Source organism: Paenibacillus sp. AK121 (genome assembly GCF_019042715.1).
Classification (GTDB): Bacteria; Bacillota; Bacilli; order Paenibacillales; family Paenibacillaceae; genus Paenibacillus; species Paenibacillus polymyxa_C.
Map to the genome: position 1 here is coordinate 1 of NZ_JAHPJM010000030.1, position 19440 is coordinate 19440.

At 43.6% G+C, this 19440-nt stretch carries 15 protein-coding genes, 1 rRNA gene and 1 pseudogene; 6 read left to right on the plus strand and 11 right to left on the minus strand.

Annotation, left to right across the window (positions count from 1 at the left end):
- Nucleotides 1–921: exosporium glycoprotein BclB-related protein (locus KSP24_RS24720; protein WP_302054385.1), on the plus strand; the 921-nt coding region annotated here is incomplete at its 5' end.
- Between the two features lie 67 nt (nucleotides 922–988).
- On the opposite strand, the gene nirD is transcribed toward KSP24_RS24720, so the two are convergent.
- Both nirD and nirB read right to left on the minus strand, forming a co-directional pair.
- Nucleotides 989–1318, minus strand: a complete 330-nt coding sequence (nirD, locus tag KSP24_RS24725) for a nitrite reductase small subunit NirD (RefSeq protein ID WP_013369303.1) — start codon at nucleotides 1316–1318, stop codon at nucleotides 989–991.
- Between the two features lie 42 nt (nucleotides 1319–1360).
- Entirely contained in the window at nucleotides 1361–3790 is a 2430-nt protein-coding gene (nirB, locus tag KSP24_RS24730; protein ID WP_216977090.1) for a nitrite reductase large subunit NirB, read from the minus strand.
- A 317-nt stretch (nucleotides 3791–4107) separates the two neighbouring features.
- On the opposite strand from nirB, the gene KSP24_RS24735 reads away from it, so the two are divergent.
- From KSP24_RS24735 to KSP24_RS24745, 3 genes are read left to right on the plus strand one after another with little or no spacing between them, the layout of a single operon-like run.
- Complete coding sequence (locus KSP24_RS24735; protein ID WP_216977092.1) at nucleotides 4108–5796, plus strand: spore germination protein; 1689 nt, start codon at nucleotides 4108–4110, stop codon at nucleotides 5794–5796.
- Nucleotides 5797–5821: 25 nt separating this feature from the next.
- Nucleotides 5822–6925, plus strand: coding sequence for a GerAB/ArcD/ProY family transporter (locus tag KSP24_RS24740; protein ID WP_216977094.1), 1104 nt, complete (start codon nucleotides 5822–5824; stop codon nucleotides 6923–6925).
- Nucleotides 6918–8117 (plus strand): Ger(x)C family spore germination protein, encoded by a 1200-nt coding sequence (locus tag KSP24_RS24745; protein WP_216977096.1) that lies wholly within the window; start codon nucleotides 6918–6920, stop codon nucleotides 8115–8117. Before KSP24_RS24740 ends, KSP24_RS24745 begins: the two co-directional genes overlap by 8 nt.
- A 114-nt stretch (nucleotides 8118–8231) precedes the next feature.
- Here the strand turns inward: KSP24_RS24745 and treR are convergent, their stop codons facing one another.
- The 4 genes from treR to KSP24_RS24765 form a co-directional block, all read right to left on the minus strand.
- Entirely contained in the window at nucleotides 8232–8978 is a 747-nt protein-coding gene (gene treR / locus KSP24_RS24750) for a trehalose operon repressor (protein WP_216977098.1), read from the minus strand.
- A gap of 76 nt (nucleotides 8979–9054) precedes the next feature.
- Complete coding sequence (gene treP / locus KSP24_RS24755; protein ID WP_216977100.1) at nucleotides 9055–11019, minus strand: PTS system trehalose-specific EIIBC component; 1965 nt, start codon at nucleotides 11017–11019, stop codon at nucleotides 9055–9057.
- A gap of 105 nt (nucleotides 11020–11124) precedes the next feature.
- Nucleotides 11125–12852: an alpha,alpha-phosphotrehalase gene (treC, locus tag KSP24_RS24760; protein ID WP_216977102.1), complete on the minus strand. Its 1728-nt coding sequence runs from the start codon at nucleotides 12850–12852 to the stop codon at nucleotides 11125–11127.
- 278 nt (nucleotides 12853–13130) lie between these two features.
- Nucleotides 13131–13712, minus strand: coding sequence for a LysE family transporter (locus KSP24_RS24765; protein WP_013369294.1), 582 nt, complete (start codon nucleotides 13710–13712; stop codon nucleotides 13131–13133).
- 112 nt (nucleotides 13713–13824) lie between these two features.
- Here KSP24_RS24765 and KSP24_RS24770 point away from each other — a divergent pair, with 112 nt between their 5' ends.
- A complete protein-coding gene (locus KSP24_RS24770; protein WP_137077803.1) occupies nucleotides 13825–14379 on the plus strand; it encodes a helix-turn-helix domain-containing protein in 555 nt (184 codons plus the stop codon).
- A 113-nt stretch (nucleotides 14380–14492) separates the two neighbouring features.
- On the opposite strand, the gene KSP24_RS24775 is transcribed toward KSP24_RS24770, so the two are convergent.
- The 4 genes and pseudogenes from KSP24_RS24775 to KSP24_RS24790 all read right to left on the minus strand — a co-directional run bounded on the left by KSP24_RS24775 (nucleotide 14493) and on the right by KSP24_RS24790 (nucleotide 18478).
- Complete coding sequence (locus tag KSP24_RS24775; protein ID WP_302054386.1) at nucleotides 14493–15062, minus strand: sugar O-acetyltransferase; 570 nt, start codon at nucleotides 15060–15062, stop codon at nucleotides 14493–14495.
- Nucleotides 15063–15075: 13 nt separating this feature from the next.
- Nucleotides 15076–16112: pseudogene (locus KSP24_RS24780) on the minus strand (MFS transporter).
- 181 nt (nucleotides 16113–16293) lie between these two features.
- Complete coding sequence (gene lpdA, locus KSP24_RS24785; RefSeq protein WP_216977104.1) at nucleotides 16294–17979, minus strand: dihydrolipoyl dehydrogenase; 1686 nt, start codon at nucleotides 17977–17979, stop codon at nucleotides 16294–16296.
- 58 nt (nucleotides 17980–18037) lie between these two features.
- Nucleotides 18038–18478: an OsmC family protein gene (locus KSP24_RS24790; RefSeq protein ID WP_090737030.1), complete on the minus strand. Its 441-nt coding sequence runs from the start codon at nucleotides 18476–18478 to the stop codon at nucleotides 18038–18040.
- Between the two features lie 203 nt (nucleotides 18479–18681).
- Between KSP24_RS24790 and KSP24_RS24795 the strand changes: the two genes are divergently transcribed.
- The gene (locus tag KSP24_RS24795) at nucleotides 18682–19107 is read left to right on the plus strand and encodes a MarR family winged helix-turn-helix transcriptional regulator (RefSeq protein ID WP_025675712.1); all 426 of its coding nucleotides are present in this window, start codon (nucleotides 18682–18684) and stop codon (nucleotides 19105–19107) included.
- A gap of 256 nt (nucleotides 19108–19363) precedes the next feature.
- Here the strand turns inward: KSP24_RS24795 and rrf are convergent.
- Nucleotides 19364–19440: ribosomal RNA gene (gene rrf, locus KSP24_RS25760) — 5S ribosomal RNA — on the minus strand; the annotation flags it as partial.

The window sequence follows — 19440 nt, forward strand, 5'->3', positions numbered from 1 at the left end:
GGTGCGGTCGGGCCCGCTGGAGCCACTGGACCGACTGGCGCCGATGGACTGCCGGGCGCGGTTGGCGCGGCCGGGCCTGCTGGAGCCACTGGACCGACCGGCGCTGATGGACTGCCGGGCGCAGTTGGCGCGGCCGGGCCCGCTGGAGCCACTGGACCGACCGGCGCTGATGGACTGCCGGGCGCGGTTGGTGCGGTCGGGCCCGCTGGAGCCACTGGACCGACTGGCGCTGATGGACTGCCGGGCGCAGTTGGCGCGGCCGGGCCCGCTGGAGCCACTGGACCGACCGGCGCTGATGGACTGCCGGGCGCGGTTGGTGCGGTCGGGCCCGCTGGAGCCACGGGCGCTACAGGTGTCGGCGGAGCTACTGGAGCCACTGGGGTTACTGGAGCCACCGGTTCAGGGGCAATTATCCCATTTGCCTCCGGTGGTCCTGCTATACTGACAACCGTTCTTGGCGGATTGGTAGGAACCACAAGTTTGATTGGTTTCGGAAGCTCAGCTACAGGTATTGGCCTTGTAAATGGGGTTATAGACCTCACAGGTACGCTTGTAGGACCACTCATTAATTTTGCTTTTTCCGTTCCACGGGGGGGTGTAATCACATCCATTACCGGATATTTCAGTACAACTGCTGCTCTAACTCTCTTAGGATCATCCGTTAGCATTACTGCCCAGTTGTTTAGTTCCCCGACACCTAATAACACCTTTATAGCCGTTCCCGGAGCTACCGTTACATTGACTCCCCCACTAACTGACATCGTTGCTTTAGGAACGACTTCTAGTGGTATTGCTACTGGATTGGCTATACCCGTAACCGCGCAAACCCGTCTGCTTATGGTTTTCTCTGCCACTGCGACAGGCGTTTCCCTCGTCAACACCGTGGTGGGTTACGCAAGTGCAGGTGTCACTATTACCTGATCAAAAACAAAAAGGGCCCTGCAGGATTGTTCCTGTCGAGCCCTTTTTATACTTTCCCTCACATGAATTAAACCGTTTCAAGCGATATTTTCACTACTTCTCCCTCTTCACAGACGGCGAACGTTTTAATTTGTCCGTGGTCAGGCTCTTGAACGAGGCCTGTTTGCAAATCAATTTTCCAGTCATACAAAGGATCATAAATATAATGACCAGATACTATTGCCTCTGTAAGAGGACCCCCTTTAGGGTGAGGATTACTATTTTCAACAGCATACAGCTTATTCTCCGAAGTGCGGAAAACAGCAATTTCAGCACCTTTGACGTGGATAGTGCGTCCTATTCTGATCGGAAAATCCTTGCTATGACCGACAACAAGCCATTCGGCATTCTTGATCATTTGCTTGCTCGCTTCCTTCCTCAGGCATTTTTAGATGCAATTTTACACAATAGACGGAGTGACAGCCTCAAATAGATTCTTGCGTGTATCCTTATCATGGATGATTTTTTTCCATGGGTCTTCGACCTGTTGTAATGCAAATTCAACGCGTTCTACTAAAGCTTGTCGATTAGCTGTATCGTTAACGACAGCCTTCTGAATCTCTTCCAGACCGATCCGTTCCACCCACTCGGAAGTACGTTCCAGGTATTGCCCTGTTTCCCGGTAGAATTGCATCACGGCTCCTACAATATCAATCAGTTCAGCGTCGGTTTTTACTTTACAGAGTGAATCAGCCAACCGTGCTTTAATACCGCCGTTTCCACCGACAAAGATCTCCCAGCCCCCATCATTGCCTACGATTCCGATATCCTTCGTACATGATTCCGCACAGTTGCGTGGACATCCATTAACCGCTAATTTGAATTTTGCCGGGAAATCCAATCGTTCGAATTTCCGTTCCAGTACTTCTCCCATTCCCATCGAGTCCTGTGTACCAAAACGACAAAATTGCGAGCCAACACAGGTTTTAACCGTACGAAGTGACTTCGCGTACGCATATCCCGAAGGCATATCAAGTTCTTCCCACACTTTAGGCAGATCCTCTTTACGTACACCAATCAAATCCAGCCGTTGTCCCCCGGTTACTTTAACGACCTTAACGTTATATTTAAGCGATACATCAGCTATCTTCTTCAAATCTTCTGGAGTCGTTACACCGCCGTACATTCTCGGCACCACTGTAAACGTTCCATCCTTTTGAATGTTCGCGTGCAATCGCTCATTTACAAACCGGGAATCTCCCTCATTTTCATAGGTATCAGGGTTAATCATACCCAAGTAATAATTCAGCGCCGGACGGCATTTGGAGCATCCTTCATCATTATGCCAGCCGAGTACATTCATCACTTCACGCGTAGTTGTCAGCCCTTTGGTTTTGATCGCTTCAACAATCTCGTCCCGGCTCAAGGTTGTGCAACCACATATTCCCTGCTTGGCTGATGTTTTGAAGCTGTCTCCAAGAACATATTGCAAAATTTGCTCAACAACGGGCTTACATCCTCCGCAAGAACGCGTAGCTCCGGTACATGCCTTAATTTCATCAACGGTGGTTAGTCCATTTTCATTGATTGCTTCCACAATTGCCTTTTTAGTCACACCGTTACAACCGCAGACAATTTCATCGTCCGCCATCGTTTCAACGGATGACGTTTTCGCCCCGTGATTGCCGCATCCAGTACCCATGATCTGTCCATAGATCTCATCTGTCATTTCCGTTTGCTGACGCACATATTTTTGCAGACTAGCAGATTCACTCACATCGCCAAACAGTACAGTACCAACAATTTTATTATCACGAAGCAGTACCTTTTTGTATGTTCGCTTCCACTCATCCTTCGCTACAATCGCCGTATGTTCAGGTTGGGTTATGAATTCGCCAGCTGAGAAAACATCTACCCCTGAAATTTTAAGCTTGGTGGAAACTACCGATCCTGCATAGCCTTCAGTATCCACGCCTGCCAAATGCTTGGCAATCACACTTCCCTGTTCAAACAGCGGAGCTACCAGACCGTAGCAGATTCCACGGTGCTCAACACATTCCCCTACAGCGTATACATCCGGCATGGAGGTTCTCATGAAATCATCGACCACAATCCCGCGGTTCGTTTCCATACCACTTTCTTTAGCTACCTGGATATTAGGTTTAATCCCGACGGCCATTACAACCAAATCTGCTTCCAGCTCGCTTCCATCCGAGAAGCGCAGTCCTTGTACCCGATCTTGACCGTACACTTCCGCAGTTTGCATTTGCATAGCAAACTTGATTCCCTGACGTTCCAGTTCTGCTTTCAACATCGCAGAGGCTTCCCGGTCTAACTGACGTTCCATCAAATCTTCCATTAGATGAACGACTGTAACATCCATCCCGAGGTTGACCAAGCCTTTAGCTGCCTCCAGCCCCAACAGACCGCCGCCAATGACAGCTGCCTTCTTATAGGTCTTCGCCGCCTCCAGCATGGCCGAGCAATCGGCGATATCCCGGAAACCAATGACGCCTGGTAACTCTTTGCCCGGAATAGGCAGAATAAACGATTGTGAACCAGTAGCCACCAAAGCCACATCGTAATCAATTTCCAGTCCGTCTTCGGTGTGAATCTTCTTGTGCCTACCGTCGATGCTTTTAACCATTTTTCCTGTATATAAAGTAATCCCTTGATCCGCATACCATTGCAAATCGTTCAGTATGATATCATCTATTGTTTTACTACCTTCCAACACATAAGAGAGCATGATCCTGTTATAGTTCGGATGCGGCTCACTTCCCAGGACTGTAATTTCATATTTATCTGTTAATTTTAAAATTTGTTCGACCGTATTGATACCAGCCATCCCGTTCCCTATAACCACAAGCTTCTTTTTACTGTTTATCATATACCGGTTCCTCCATTCATTCGACGCTACTTCCTATCCGACGACATCTCTACGTTTCTAATGAATATTGTTTATGCTTCTATTCTAATACAGTAGATAGGTCTATATGTGATTTCGATCACAATGTAGTTAAAATTATGAATATTTAGGGATTTCCCTATTCTATTTCAAGGGATTAAGGTAAGGACCGGAAATCATAGCAGTGTCATCGAAAGAATCTTTCCAATTCATGCGTAAATACAACCGTTATAAGGAATACTTTATGAACAACTTGTATCTTATGGGAAAACGAATTGAATTGTTTGGAGGTAATCAGCATGTGGTCTAAAATCATTTCTTATCTTCCTAGCTGGAGTACACTCTTTCAAGCTGGCCTTGCGTTGATTATTCCTTTAGGAATTTATTATATAAACACCTCGATTTATTCGTTTGTCGGCAGTAAGGGAGCCAAATCCAAACACTCTTCCAGTCATCCGCTCTCTAATAAACATAACGAAGGGCACATGAATCAGCAGCATGAACCGAGCTCTAAAATTACAGGAAATTATGATTCCGACTTACAGGCAATTCGTGAAGCTATTGGCGAAAATAGTGATGTGCATTTTCGTGAGTTTGTGATGAAGAAATTTCATGCTCGGTCCGTGTTAGTCTTCATAGAAGGTATGCAGGATGAAAAACTTATGAGCAAGCAGGTATTGGAGGTCTTGATGTTTGAAGGCCAGCAGCAGGGTCAGGATCAGCAGGAACAACCGGAAGGTATAAGTAACTCTTTTATAAAAGAAAGCCTGATGCCACTTACGCAAATTAGTGAAGTTACCCGTATGGAGGAACTGTACGAGTTCATCCTTTTAGGTCATACAGCCCTATTAATTGAAGGAATGAAGGAAGCGCTACTGGTGGGCCCTCCTAATGGCGCTATTCGCTCCGTCAATGAACCAACCTCTGAAGCATTGCTTCGGGGTCCCAGAATCGGTTTTACGGAAGTATTGAGTGAAAACACTTCGATGCTTCGGCGCCAGGGTTTAAATAAAAGTTTGGAATTGAAGAAATTCCAAGTGGGCAGCAGAATCAAAAAGGATCTCGTTATCGCGTATATAAAGGATATTGTGAATCCAGACCTTCTTGAAGAAGTAAGCCGCAGAATATCAAAAATAGACATGGATTTTTTACCTGAATCCGGGTATGTGGAACAACTCATCGAAGACAATTATTTAAGTCCATTCCAACAGGCTCATAATACAGAGCGTCCTGACCGTGTTATTAATGCTTTGTTGGAGGGAAGAATAGCGATCTTACTGGATGGTACTCCTTTTGCACTTATTGTCCCGGTGACCTTCAGTATGCTGCTTCAATCTCCCGAGGACTATTATGAGCGATGGATTCCGGGGACACTATTACGTCTGCTACGGTTTAGCGGGGCTTTTATAGCGCTTATGGGGCCTGCTCTGTACATTTCTTTTATATCGTTTCATCCCGGTTTAATTCCAACCAAGCTGGTCATTAGCATTATCGGAACCCGTCAAGGCGTCCCTTTCCCATCCGTTATAGAAGTCATGATTTTGGAAATCTCTATCGAAATTCTACGAGAGGCTGGCATCCGCCTGCCCAAACCCATTGGCCCTGCGATGGGCATTGTGGGAGGCTTGGTCATCGGTGATGCTGCTGTCAATGCGGGCATCGTTAGTCCCTTCCTTGTGATTGTAGTTGCAGTTACTGCCATTTCATCGTTTTCGATACCAACATATAGTGCGGGCATTACCCTGCGCCTTTTGCGTTTTGTCGGAATGTTCTTTGCAGCAATGCTGGGCATGTTTGGAACCATATTGTTCTTTCTGTTAATTTGTATCCATCTGACGAAGTTGAAAAGCTTTGGTGTACCATATGTAACTCCCTTTTCCCCTATGCGCCTAAGCGATTGGAAGGATCTGTACATCCGGGCTCCTATGTCTCTGATGAAACGAAGACCTGTCATGATGAAAACGCAGCAACGCAAACGCAGATCATGATGCCCAAAACGAAGGAGGAGCTACTGTGTTTAGACGCTCTGATGATAAGATCACAACTAAGCAAGGGGCTGTATTCCTGACCAATACCGTATTAGGCGCAGGGATCTTGACACTGCCGAGAGGTGTAACTGAACAAGTACAAACTCCTGATGCATGGCTTTCTGTCCTCATCGGTGGAGCTATTGTCATATTCGTCGTCTGGATCATGGTGAAATTAAGTCAACAGTTTCCTAGAAACACCATGTATCAATACTCCAAAAGAATTATAGGCACTGTTCCGGGAGGATTCTTAAGCGTGCTATTAATTATATACTTTATAATCATAGCCGGCTTTGAGATCCGTGTGTTAGCCGAAGTAACCATGTTTTTTCTACTTGAAGGCACACCCATCTGGGCGATTGTGATTCCATTCATTTGGGTTGGTAGTTATTTGGTGTTTGGAGGCATTAATTCCATCGCGCGGCTGTACCAAATTGTACTTCCAATCAGTCTCTTCTTTCTGCTTTTCTGTTTTCTCTTTAGCTTAAGAATATTTGAAATTGATCATCTTCGTCCTGTATTGAGTGACGGGATATTACCCGTCATCAAAGGGCTAAAATCGACTATTCTTGTCTTCTCTGGATGTGAAGTCGTCATGACACTAGTCGCTTTTTTGCAGCACCCCGAAAAAGCATTTAAGGCCATGGCAGTGGGCATCAGTATCCCATTAGTTTTGTATTTTTTGACCGTAGTTATGGTGATCGGCGGGCTATCGGTAGATTCTACTGTAACAAGTACTTGGCCTACCATTAATTTGATGCGCAGTTTTGAGATCCCCGGATTTCTTTTTGAACGTCTGGAGTTTCCACTGCTGGTGATCTGGGTGATGCAAATGTTTTGTAATTTCTGTAGTTTTTTCTTCAATGCTTCCTTAGGTGTCTCACAGGTATTTGGTCTTAAATATCGTTATGCGATTTTCGGCTTAATCCCGTTTATCTTTATTTCCACGATGACTCCTGTTCGTATGACTGAAGTGTTTCGCCTTGGCGATGAGATCGGATACATGGGAATCGTATTATTTTTTCTGATCCCGGTACTTCTCTCCATCGTTTTTATGATCAGGAAGAAGGGAATGAAGCAAAATGTGTAGACAATCTTTCCTATCCTTGCTGCTTGCTTTCATTCTGCTGATGACTCAGGTCGGCTGCTGGAGCAGCAAGGAAGTAGAGGAGCTTAGCATATATACAGGATTGGCTCTCGATAAGGGAGAGCTCAGTCCATTGGAACAGGATCTGGAGAAGAAAGGCAGCCGTTACTTCAAGAAAAATACAATTACGACCAGCGTACAAATCGTCCCCAAAAAATCATCCGGAAGCACAAACCAACAAGGCGGCGACGGTGGACAAGAGCTAAACTATGTAAATATAGCTGGCACCGGTGATTCTATACTTGAAATCTTCCGACAGCTCTCTCTCCGTTTGGATCGCCCCGTTATTGGTCACCACCTAAAAGTCATCGTGGTTTCCACCGAACTGGCAAAACTACAAACGATGCAACAATTGATGGATTTTGTGCTACGTGATAATGATATTCGTCCAAGTTGTATGGTTTTCTTAAGTAAGGATCGAGCAGCCAACACCTTAGTTACCAAATATACAGGCGAAATTCCGTCTATTCATATTCTGAATATGCTTCGTAACCATTTTAGAACCAGCAAGGTAATGAGGGGAGTCAATTTGTCTGAATTAGATGGGTTAATGCACTCCAAAAAAAGCTATATACTGCAAAACATTACTGAATCTAAGGGAGAATTAGAATTTTCAGGTGCCGGCATTATTAAAGGGGAAACCGGTCACTGGATTGGTGCTTTGGGACAACAAGACGTGGAGAGTATTGGATGGATTACAGGTGATGTTGAGGGCGGAGCTGTCAAAACGTATGACAAGCGGAATGAAGCCATAACTTATGAAATCAAATCGGTAAAAAGCAAAATAACAACTAAAGTGGGCAAGGACGACGACATCTCCTTTCACGTAAAAATTGAATCCAAAGGGCGTTTAATCGAAAACTGGGATGAGAAGGTAGATCCGACTGAGACGCGGAACATGAAAGAAGCTGAGCAAGAGTTTGAAAAACAAGTGACTAGAAGGATTAAGTCTCTTATGCGCAAATTACAATCCGAATATAAAGTCGATGTTGCCGGCTTTGGTGATCACCTGAAAATTGATAAACCACAGGTGTGGAAAAAAGTAAAAGATGATTGGGATTATAAGTTCAGTAAAATCCCCGTAACCTTCGATATTAAGCTAACCATTACGGATTTAGGTTCCTCTGCCGAATAGTCGAAATCCACTCAACAATTTACCTTGGAGTTAACAAAAACCCCCTCTTCTTAGAAGAGGGGGTTTCCACCACAGTGAACTATTCCGATTTAATCTCTCGTCCTTAGATCAATTCTAATGGGTCAGCTTAAATCTCTCTTCACCGTGGGAACGTCTGGCAAAATCGACGAATTGGAATTTGTCCAGTCGATGCCTTGATTCGGTATACTGGAACAATGTGGTATCTTCCAGATAAACATAGTTACGTACTACAACCACATGAGTATAGTTCTGGAGGTCCATCAGCTTACGGTCTTCTTCATCTGCATCTTCTACAGAAACGACTTTTTTAGCATAACTGATTGGAAGATGGAGTTCCCCCTCCAGATATTCGTAGATAGATTCACGACTAATTTCCTCGGTAAGCACAGGGACAATGTCTGATCGAAAATAGTCTTTATCCAGTATGACACATTCACCTTCAATTTCACGCGCACGAATGACTTCCCAAACCAAATACTTATCTTTGTCAATCTCAAGATGAGTAGCTATGTCATCTGGAATGGGAATCAACTGATTTTTATGAACAATCGTTTGTGATTTACGCCCAATCCGCTCAGACATTTCTTTGAAACTGACCAATCCCCCTATAGGAAAATCCATCCGTCCGATATCCAGAACAAAAGATCCTTTAGCCTTTATTTTATGGATATACCCATTTTGTGCAAGCAAGTGAAGTGCCTTACGCACAGTCTCACGAGAAGTGTTATACTCCCGGGCCAATTCATTTTCAGAGGGCATTTTCGAACCAGGAGCCAATTCGCCTGTCTGGATTCGCCCCGAGTACTCTTGATAAATTTGCAAAAATATATTCTTAGTCAATTTTCATCACCACGTTTATTGTAGCATTCTTTCACTGACCAAGTTACTAAATTAGGCTAGCAGGGATGAATCTGACTTAATTCGTTTTGTCTGATGAAGAATTCAAATGAATTCTCATTAAGACATATTGCAAATCGTTCGCCTCACCTGGCAATTCCTCAATCGATTCAATCATACTCTGCCTTTCGGGAACAATGACCGGTGTAATCATAGGATACCCTGATTTCTGAATCAGCTCACGGTCAAATTCCATCAGTAGCTGTCCCTGCTCCACGTTTTGACCTGTCTCCACATGCATGGTGAATCCTTCTCCCTTTAATGACACCGTGTTGATTCCTACATGCACCAGAATCTGCACACCTGTTGGATGCTCCAAAATCAAGGCATGCTTGCTTTTCACCATGATGTGAATGACTTTTCCACTGAAAGGGGCAAGAATCCGACCATCCTTCGGTTCCACTGCAATTCCTTGCCCCATCTGCCGTTCGGCAAAAGCCGGATCAGGAACCTGTTCTAATGGCACAACATGTCCTAGTACCGGAGTCTTTACTTCAAGCACATCCAGTGCAGAATTTTGTTGGTCCGAATTTTTCCGTATGGAGTCATTAGCTGGTGTAGCTGGAGTCTGACGACGCTTATTGAGCAGCTTCCCATACATAAAGGTTAAAGCAAACGGTACAATCAATACGATCGCCATCCCAACGAAGAATACCCCCCAGTTGTTTGGGAAAATAGACAGGAAGCCTGGAATCCCTCCCACACCAATGGAAGAAGCCAACACATGATTTACGGTGAGCAGTATACCTGCGATACCGGAACCGATCATTCCGAATACGAACGGATATTTATACCGAATATTCACCCCGAATATGGCAGGCTCGGTTACACCCAGAAAAGCAGACACGGAAGAGGTAAGAGCCAATCCTTTTCCTTTTTGCTCCTTCAATACCAACATCATTGCCAGTGCCCCTGCCCCCTGAGCGATATTGGACAGGGCCAGCATCGGCCATAGGAACGTTCCACCCTGTGTACCAATTAATTGCACATCCACCGCCAGGAAAGTATGATGCATTCCCGTGATCACGAGCAAGGCGTAAAAACCTCCATAAATCAGGCCACCCAGCGCAGGAGCCAAATCGAAAACGTATACAAGACCAGTCGTAATCGCATTACCAATCATAAAAGTAACCGGACCGATCACTGTAAAGGCAAGAAATCCCGTGATTAATAATGTAATCGGTGCTACGAGCAACAGCTTAAATGAATCCGCTATCTTTTTATTTAGGAATTTCTCAATTTGTGCGAGCACGTAAGCGGATACCAAAACGGGTAAAACCTGTCCCTGATAACCAATCTTGTTCACTTCCCAACCAAATAAATCCCAAACTGGAACAGTTCCTTTGGTAACGGCATCCGCATAGCTGTATGCACTTAGCAGATCCGGATGAACTAGAATCAAACCGAGTACAATCCCAAGTAAAGGACTACCGCCAAACCTAACAACGGCCGACCATCCAATCAAGGCAGGTAGGAATGTAAAAGCGGTACTGGCAATGGTGTTAATAATAGACGCAAAGTCAGTCCATTGAGGATAGACCTGTACCAGAGCCATTCCTTCGAAAAAGATTCCCTTTCCAGTCAAAATATTATTGATCCCAAGCAATAAGCCTGCAGTCACAATTGCGGGCAAAATAGGAATAAAGATATCTGCCAGCGTCTTGATGGCACGCTGAATCGGGTTTTGTTTTTTACTAGCGGCGTTCTTAACATCGTCCTTAGAAGCCCGACTGCCTCCTGTAATGGAGATCATTTCGTCATATACCTTATCCACCAGACCTGGGCCAATCACGACCTGATACTGTCCTTGTGAAGAAAATTGGCCTTTGACCAGATCATTTTGTTCGAGTGCATCTTTATCGACCAACTTATCATCATACAGGGCAAATCGCAGACGAGTTACGCAATGCGTAGAGGCCTCTATGTTGTCTTTACCACCAACGGCTTTTATAATGTCTTCCACCTGTGCTCTTTCAATCGCCATCTAGTCCACTCCCTCGACGTTTGCTCATTTTTAAAGCAGCACCCCGGTTTAAAAATAAATGTACTACCGGGGTGCTACTGGATATTTCCATACTATTCACTAAGGTTAACGAACAATCCACATATAGGAAGCATACGGAGTCAAAGAGACCACCTGATTTAGCTGCGGAGCATACTGGGTATTACCGATTAAAAGCTCAGCCGCTGCTACTGCTTGATTATCTAATGATAAATAAAATGAATCCGGTATACGGAATTGTACATCCCGCCCACTAAAATTAGAGATGACGACCAAAGTCTCCTGTTCATTGCTGCGTTGATATGCGTAGACCTGAGGATGAGCTTCGTCCAAACGTTGATAATCCCCATCGGTGATGACCTGTACCGTCTTACGCAGACGAATCAGCTTACGGTAATGGCTGTAGATCGAGTTCGGGTCCTCTAACTGAGACTGAACGTTGATCTGTGGATATCGTTCATCTACCTTAATCCAAGGCGTGCCTGTAGTGAAGCCCGCATTGCGAGTGTTATCCCACTGCATCGGTGTCCTCGAATTATCACGAGACCGCTCTCGAATGATATCCAATGCTTCCTCTGCACTTTTACCTTGCTCCTGCAAAATACGATACATATTCAGCGATTCAACATCACGGAATTCTTCAATATCTGACCACTGCGGATTGGGCATTCCGATCTCTTCACCTTGAAATATATAAGGTGTTCCTTGAAGTCCATGTAGCGTGGTTGCCAGTAGCTTGGCGCTCTCCACATGGTATTCATCATCATCCAAAAAGCGAGAGATCGCTCTTGGCTGATCATGATTGTTAAAAAACAATGCACTCCAGCCGCCACCCTGTTGCATGCCAATCTGCCAATCCGAGAATAGCTTTTTCAGCATTTCAAAATCATAAGGCATGAGTTCCCACTTTTGCCCATTGGGATAATCCACCTTCAAATGATGAAAATTAAAGGTCATGGATAATTCTTTTCTGTCTGGATTGGAATAACGGATACAGTGATCCAGTGAGGTGGAGGACATCTCCCCTACAGTGACACTGTTATACAGTGAGAATACTTTCTCATGTAATTCATGAAGGTATTCATGTACATGCGGACCGTCCGTATAATACTTACGCCCGTCTCCAAGAGCCGTGCTTCCATCGTCGTCCGAGAATTGCCGATCTTTGGAGATCAAATTAATGACATCAAGTCGGAAGCCACTAACTCCCTTCTCTGCCCAAAATTCCAGCACATTAACAACTTCCTGACGAACTTTGGGATTTTCCCAGTTTAAATCCGCCTGCGTCTTATCAAACAGTGTCAAGAAATATTGGTTTGTAGCCTCGTCATACTGCCAAGCTGGTCCACCAAACTTGGAAATCCAGTTGTTCGGAGGTCCTCCATCGGGTGCTGGGTCACGCCAGATATAATAGTCCCTGTACTCACTATCCTTAGAAAGCCGCGCCTGCTGAAACCAGACATGCTCTGTAGAAGAATGGTTAACCACGATGTCGATCATCAAGTGCATCCCACGCGCCCGAATTTCCCGGCTCAATTCTTCAAAATCCTGCATTGTTCCATAGTCAGGATTAATCCGGCAATAATCGGCTACATCATACCCGTTATCACGTTGTGGCGAGACATATACAGGCTGCAACCAGATAATATCAACACCCAGTCCTTGCAGATAATCAAGCTTTTGTGTCAGTCCTCTTATATCACCGGTTCCTTTGCCCGTCGTATCGTTAAAACTTTTGGGATAAACCTGATAGACGACCGATTTGCGCCACCAGTCCTTATCTTGAGGAATTAAAGCCTTGTTCATTGCTTCCATTCATGCTCATTCCTTTCTTGCGAAATGAAGTAGCGTAAAAGAATTTATTATAACGCTTTCAACTTCTTGTATATACAAGATTAAATCATGTATATACAAGTTGTCAATATACTTTATGTATTAAGGTAATACCCGTTTTACGGCTAAATGCTCAGGAAACTCATCCATTCTGTCCGGATTATATTTCATGAATCTTTGAATAAGTCTCTGTTCACACGAAAAAGGCTCCTGCTTATAAGTCAGGAACCTCTCTTTTAAATCGTGAATACGGTATTTATTTAAATCCATATGGATAGTGCACTATAAAGGAGCAATAAGGCCATAATGATATTGAAGGAGCGCTCATACTTATTCAAGAAGCGCTGGAACATGGCTCCGAAAATCGCCCAGCACATTACAGCTACAAAACCAATACAGGTCAGGAGTAACGAGATCGTAAACATTGTCATATACGACACATCATACGGCATTACAAACGTTGAAATGACCGTAATACCATACAAAATAATTTTTAAATTGATAAATTGCAGCAGCAGTCCTGATTTGAAGGAATATCCTTCATTGTGGTCATTATCCTCCGAAGTAGATTTGCTCTTTGCTATTTTTACTGCCAGATAAAGCATGTACAGACTACCAAGAACATTCATCCAGATTTTTACTCGAGGCAAGAAATGATATAAAGCTAGATTAAAATAGCAGGCTAACAGCATAATGGCGAAACAGCCTGCTGTTACTCCCAGTAAGAATGGAAAAGCTCTCTTTAAACCTAACCGCCTGGCACTGTCCAATGACATAATATTGTTGGGGCCTGGCGTAAAGCTAGTAACAAGCACATAAGATAAAAATGGAATAAACGGCATGCAACAATCAACTCCAGTGTGTTATAATTAAATAAAATGTGCGTTGAAACGCACATTTGTACTTCATGATTGTACATCATGTTCTTTATATAGCACAATAGGGAGCGAAAAAATGATGGAGAATATTAATTTGATTTTAAGTAAAAACCTAAAACATCTAAGAAATGAAAGAAAATTGAGTTTAGATAAATTAGCTGACCTGACGGGGATCAGTAAAACAATGCTCGGCCAGATTGAACGCGGAGAATCGAATCCTTCGATTACAACGGTATGGAAAATTGCAAACGGCCTAAAAATATCATTCACTGCCCTGATTAGCGAACCGCCTGCCGATGCCATAGTCGTTCCTAAAAGCAAAATACAAGTGCTTGAAGAAAGCAATCACTATCGTTTGTATCCGTTTTTCCCCTATGAAGGAAACAGAAATTTTGAGGTCTACACCGTAGAGATTGAAACAGGCGGGGAACTGAGTTCCGCCCCTCACCGTGAGGGTACCGAAGAATTTATTACCGTATTTGAGGGTGAAATGGTGGTAAAAGTCAGCGAAGAAACGTACACGGTGAAAGCCGGAGATTCGATACGCTTTAAAGCAGACCGTCCGCACATATACTATAATTTAGGAGAAACGCTGGTAAGGATGAATATGATCATTTATTACTCTGTATAATAGTTCAATTCTTGAAGTGTAAAAGTCCTTAAATATAAAAGATCCTATTAAAATAAGAGGCTCTTTTAATAGGATCTTTGGTACAAATCATAAATGATTAACCTGTTTGTTGTTTAGGAGATTTCAACTTGCTTGATTATTCGTGCCGGATTCCCAGCTACAATCATATGATCTGGAACATCTTTGGTTACGACTGCTCCTGATGCCACTACGACGTTATTACCTATCGTAACACCGGGATTAATAACCGCCCTGCCGCCAATCCATACATTATTGCCAATCGTTACAGGCTTTCCATACTCTGGACCAGCAATTCGTTCAAATGGATCAATGGGGTGAGTCGCTGTGTAAATATGGACTCCCGGAGCCAGAAAACAATTATCCCCAATACGTACCTCGCATACATCCAAAATGGTACAGTCAAAGTTGGCATAGAAATTTTCCCCAACATGGATGTTGTATCCGTAGTCACAGCGTATGTTGGGTTCCATGCTTATATTTTCACCTGTGGAACCGAAAAGCTCCTTAAGTAACTTTTCACGGTACTCACTATCCGCCTCAGTCGTCTGATTAAAGAGACGTACACATCTTTTCGCATACTCTCTTTCACTCGTTAATTGAGGATCAGCTGCTACATACAGTTCCCCATCCAGCATCTTTTGTTTTTCCGTTTTCATAGACATGCGACAATCCCCTTTATATTTTAATCTCATTCTTTTCTTTCGTCCCCACGGGCCGGGCAGCACCCGATATCAAACCAGCAACAATAACGCCAATGAGCACTACAATTAAAGCATGCAGGAGACCCACATGTTCACCTAAAAGCCCTAATCCCGGAGGTCCCACTAAAAAGGCAATATAACCTATTGTGGCTACGGCTCCTACCCGGACAGCCGCACCACGAGGATCATCTCCGGCAGCAGACAAACCTACAGGAAAACCAAGTGAAGCTCCAAGCCCCCATAGCAAGATACCCAATCCAGCTAAGAGATAATGCTGTCCCCAGATCTCTAGAATAATACCCACAGCAGCCAGTCATTCGCAGCCCCTTCTGCAAACGCCGTCCCGAGCACGATGATCCCAATCAATAGGATTCGCCTTTCTTTCCAGACAGCAAGCTGAACCTTCATATTAGATCCAACCTTTTGCGTAGAAACTTCCTTTTCTTTGCCTGTATCAAGAGGCAAATAACGATACAAGTAGAAAGTTACTGCGGCAATCATGGCAGCCATAGCTCCAAAATGAATCACAACAGGTATTCGTAACGCCGCTGCTATAGAACCGATGATAGCTCCTACAAGTGTCCCCATACTAAACGAACCGTGAAAGGCGGGCAAAAGCATTTTATTCAACTGATTTTCTACCGCAGAACCTTCGACATTAAGAGCTACTTCAGCTGTACCATAGCCACCACCAAAGATGACCAAACCAACAAACACCATGCTCGTGAGCGAAAATGCAGTTCCCAACCCTACAATGACAAAACCAATCACAATCAAAAGCGCACTTCCCAGAATGACCAACCGTCCACCTATACGAGAAATAACATTGCCCGCACTAAGTAGTCCCAATAAGGAACCCGCGGCTAATCCAAAAATAATAATCCCCATTTCGGCAGTCGAGACATGCAAAATATCGCGTATGACAGGCGTGCGGGACACCCAGGATGCAAAAGCTATACCGGGTAAAGCGAATAACAAAAATAAAATATTACGAACTATCCTAGGATTCATAGAGGGTTCTACTGTCATCAATTAGCTCCTTAACGATACTTTTTATAGAACTTTTAATAAGTAGTATTATAATAAATTATTCTATTTGCATCCAGCACTATTTGTCAACCTGGGCGGTATCAAAAAGGAATGCTTCCTTGTCCGTTTACTTAGACTAGAAGCATTCCTTTTATTTTTAATGTTACGCTTGATGAAGCGTTCCAATGCTAAGGCCAAACGCAGCTTCGTGAATCACTTCTCCAGTCGTTGGATGAGCAAAAACCGTTTGCGTGATTTGCTGCTCTGTCAGCTCATTGGCAATCGCCAATGTCAGGCTACTGATTAAAGATGATGCATCTGGACCAATGATCGATCCACCCACAATTTTTTGTGTCACATTATCCTTTATCAATTTAATAAAGCCTTCCGATTCATTCATCGTTAATGCTTTCCCATTGCTGGAGAACGAAACTTTGCTTACACTGAAATCCATTCCCTCTCGCTTGCATTGATCCTCTAATATACCAACACTTGCGATTTCGGGTGAAGTAAAGATGACATTTGGAATGGCGGCATATTGCATACCTTCCGATCCACCCATGATGGCATCAATAGCAGTGATCCCCTGATGGGAGGCGACATGGGCAAGCTGCATAATATCCGTCACATCACCAATGGCATAGATATGTTCGACGTTTGTACGCATATATTCGTTAACGGCAATGCCTTTCCCTCGCTCATTGCGCTGGATACCCGCTTGTTCAATATCCAGTCCATCCAAATTGGGCTCACGTCCGATCGCAACAAGCACTTTCTCGCTAACTAACAAATGCTCACCTTGTTTGTTTTCATAGGTGACAATAGCCTGTCCATTGTCCGCCTGTTGGATCTTAGATACCTTGGATTGGGTATGGATATGAATCCCAGCATTCTCTGCCGATTGTTTAATTTCTTCTGAAATGTCACTGTCAACCATGGTCAACAAACGATCCATAAATTCTACTACGTGAACCTCTACGCCGAAATTGCGATAGATGAAAGCAAACTCCATACCAATCACACCACCGCCAATAATCGTAATACTTTTTGGTAGTTCAGTAGAGGCAAGGGCATCGGTACTATTCATTACAATAGGAAGATTGATGCCGGGAATATTCACTTTGGTAATTTTAGAACCTGTCGCAATAATGATATCGTTTGCTGTAACCTGGTAATGTCGTTGTCCTTTGACGCTTACTTGTGTGGCAGATAAAAAGGCTGCTTGACCGCGAATAATTTCAATATTATTTTTTTCCATTAAATAATCAATACCCGAAATCAATTTTCCTTTGATTTCATCTTTACGACGAATGACTTGTTTCATATCGACTTGAAGATCTGTTCCCGTATGAATACCAAACAAAGACGATTCCTTGATGTGGTGACAAATCTCAGAAGACTTCACCAGGGATTTAGATGGAATACACCCTACATTAAGACAGGTGCCACCCAACTCCTCCTTTTCCACCAAGGCCACCTTTATTCCTTTTTTAGCGGCATAAATCGCTGCCACATACCCTCCTGGTCCAGCTCCAATAATTAGTAAGTCCACGTTCTTATCCAGTGTAGGTTGTTCCATCTTAGTAGCCTGTGATGTTACTGTAGACGTCCCCTCTTCGGCAGCAGCGTCAATTGTAAACAAGACCTGATTAGAGGACACTTCGTCGCCTTCTTCAAAGTGGATTTTACTAATGCTTCCCTCGACAGTCGCTGTAATTTCTCGAACACCTTTTCCTGTCTCAACCTCAAGTAGTACATCCCCAAAGGAAACGTTTTGTCCGAGCTGGACGTGATTTCTGCTGGCTTTCCCCTTTTTTCCTCCAGGGATCATTGACATTTTAACTTCCATAATTCTCAAACTCCTTCACAACCAAAAGAGAATTTATTGAGCCCTTTTAGCGAATAATTTAATGTCTGACTACGCCAGCTTGTACCAATTTAACCCCATTAGCCAAACAATCACCCACAGGACAAGTCTTTTCAACAAACGCTGCAAAAGCTTCTGCTTTTTCTTGGCTCTCTGTCGTTTTAAAGTGCATGACAAAACGAATCTCCTGAAAGCCACAACGAACATCCGCTAACCCCATGAACCCATCCGGGTCCAAATCTCCTTCCAGCTCTATATGGAATTCTTCATACGAAAACCCAAAGCTTTCGGCAAAAGCAGCAACAACGATCGACTGACATGCACCAAGCGCACACAGAAGTGCTTCAACCGGATTCATCGCTTTGTCGGTTCCACCAAAATCTTCAGGTTCATCCATCACAATTTTAAACCCTCTAGATTGAGCTTCCACCTGCAACCCTTCAGGTAATTTTTTTGCAGTAGCTTTAAATGTAGTTAACATAAATATAACCTCCCGTTTACTTTGTGAAAAAAATAACTTTATTCAGGGAAATTGTAGCACTCTTGGTTTCGAAAATCAATAGTTAGCTAAGTAATTTATTTTAGCTGTTAAGAAAGTATCTGATATGATGAAAAGTACAAAGGTCTGTTATACTTAAGTTGATGTATAAGAAATATAGTTTAGTTGAATGGGTTGGTGTGGCCATGTTTAACTTAGAGAATTGTCTTGCTTTTATTACCAATCGTAGTGGAAAAATCTTTTCGGAAGCCTTGGAGAAAGAATTTCGGCCTTATAACATTACTAGGAGTCAATGGATTGCGATGTATTATATCTATACGCATAAATCCATGACTCAACGAGAACTTGCAGAAGAATTGTCGATTAAGGAGCCAAGTGTAGTGCGGCTGCTACAAAAACTAGAAGCCGAAGGGTATTTACTTCGAAGTATTGATGACACAGACAAACGAATGAAACAAATTCAATTATCCGATCTTGGTACGCAGGTTTGTCTTAAGCTTCTGCCGATTGCTGAGAAGTTTAAGCAAGACACCATTGCTGGGATCTCTCAAGACGATCTTCATACCTTTGAGAGTGTGCTTCAGAGAATGGTTGATAACACAAGGAAATAGCAAATATAGAAAAACGACCAAGAAAGGTACTTCCCTTGGTCGTTTTTCTTATAAAGCACGCATGTAATTGCTGTTTTACACTTCTATACTTACTGGAAAAGTAGAAGTAAATGGTTAAGAAAGCACAGGAGTAGTAGCACATGGATATCTTATTATATATTTCATAAAGAAAGTACGTAAATGAAATCACGTTTCTAAGATCGGCTTGATCCAAAAAAAAAGGCACACCCCTTACTGGGATGTGCCTTTTTATCTTGCTTGGCGGCGTCCTACTCTCCCAGGACCCTGCGGTCCAAGTACCATCGGCGCTGGAGGGCTTAACGGTCGTGTTCG

What these genes read in the sequence shown, in the direction of transcription:
- nirD (WP_013369303.1), bottom strand. Translation starts at nt 1,318, where the DNA reads ATGATCAAGAATGCCGAATGGCTTGTTGTCGGTCATAGCAAGGATTTT.
- nirB (WP_216977090.1), bottom strand. Translation starts at nt 3,790, where the DNA reads ATGATAAACAGTAAAAAGAAGCTTGTGGTTATAGGGAACGGGATGGCT.
- KSP24_RS24735 (WP_216977092.1), top strand. Translation starts at nt 4,108, where the DNA reads ATGTGGTCTAAAATCATTTCTTATCTTCCTAGCTGGAGTACACTCTTT.
- KSP24_RS24745 (WP_216977096.1), top strand. Translation starts at nt 6,918, where the DNA reads ATGTGTAGACAATCTTTCCTATCCTTGCTGCTTGCTTTCATTCTGCTG.
- treP (WP_216977100.1), bottom strand. Translation starts at nt 11,019, where the DNA reads ATGGCGATTGAAAGAGCACAGGTGGAAGACATTATAAAAGCCGTTGGT.
- treC (WP_216977102.1), bottom strand. Translation starts at nt 12,852, where the DNA reads ATGGAAGCAATGAACAAGGCTTTAATTCCTCAAGATAAGGACTGGTGG.
- KSP24_RS24765 (WP_013369294.1), bottom strand. Translation starts at nt 13,712, where the DNA reads ATGCCGTTTATTCCATTTTTATCTTATGTGCTTGTTACTAGCTTTACG.
- KSP24_RS24770 (WP_137077803.1), top strand. Translation starts at nt 13,825, where the DNA reads ATGATGGAGAATATTAATTTGATTTTAAGTAAAAACCTAAAACATCTA.
- KSP24_RS24775 (WP_302054386.1), bottom strand. Translation starts at nt 15,062, where the DNA reads ATGTCTATGAAAACGGAAAAACAAAAGATGCTGGATGGGGAACTGTAT.
- lpdA (WP_216977104.1), bottom strand. Translation starts at nt 17,979, where the DNA reads ATGGAAGTTAAAATGTCAATGATCCCTGGAGGAAAAAAGGGGAAAGCC.
- KSP24_RS24790 (WP_090737030.1), bottom strand. Translation starts at nt 18,478, where the DNA reads ATGTTAACTACATTTAAAGCTACTGCAAAAAAATTACCTGAAGGGTTG.
- KSP24_RS24795 (WP_025675712.1), top strand. Translation starts at nt 18,682, where the DNA reads ATGTTTAACTTAGAGAATTGTCTTGCTTTTATTACCAATCGTAGTGGA.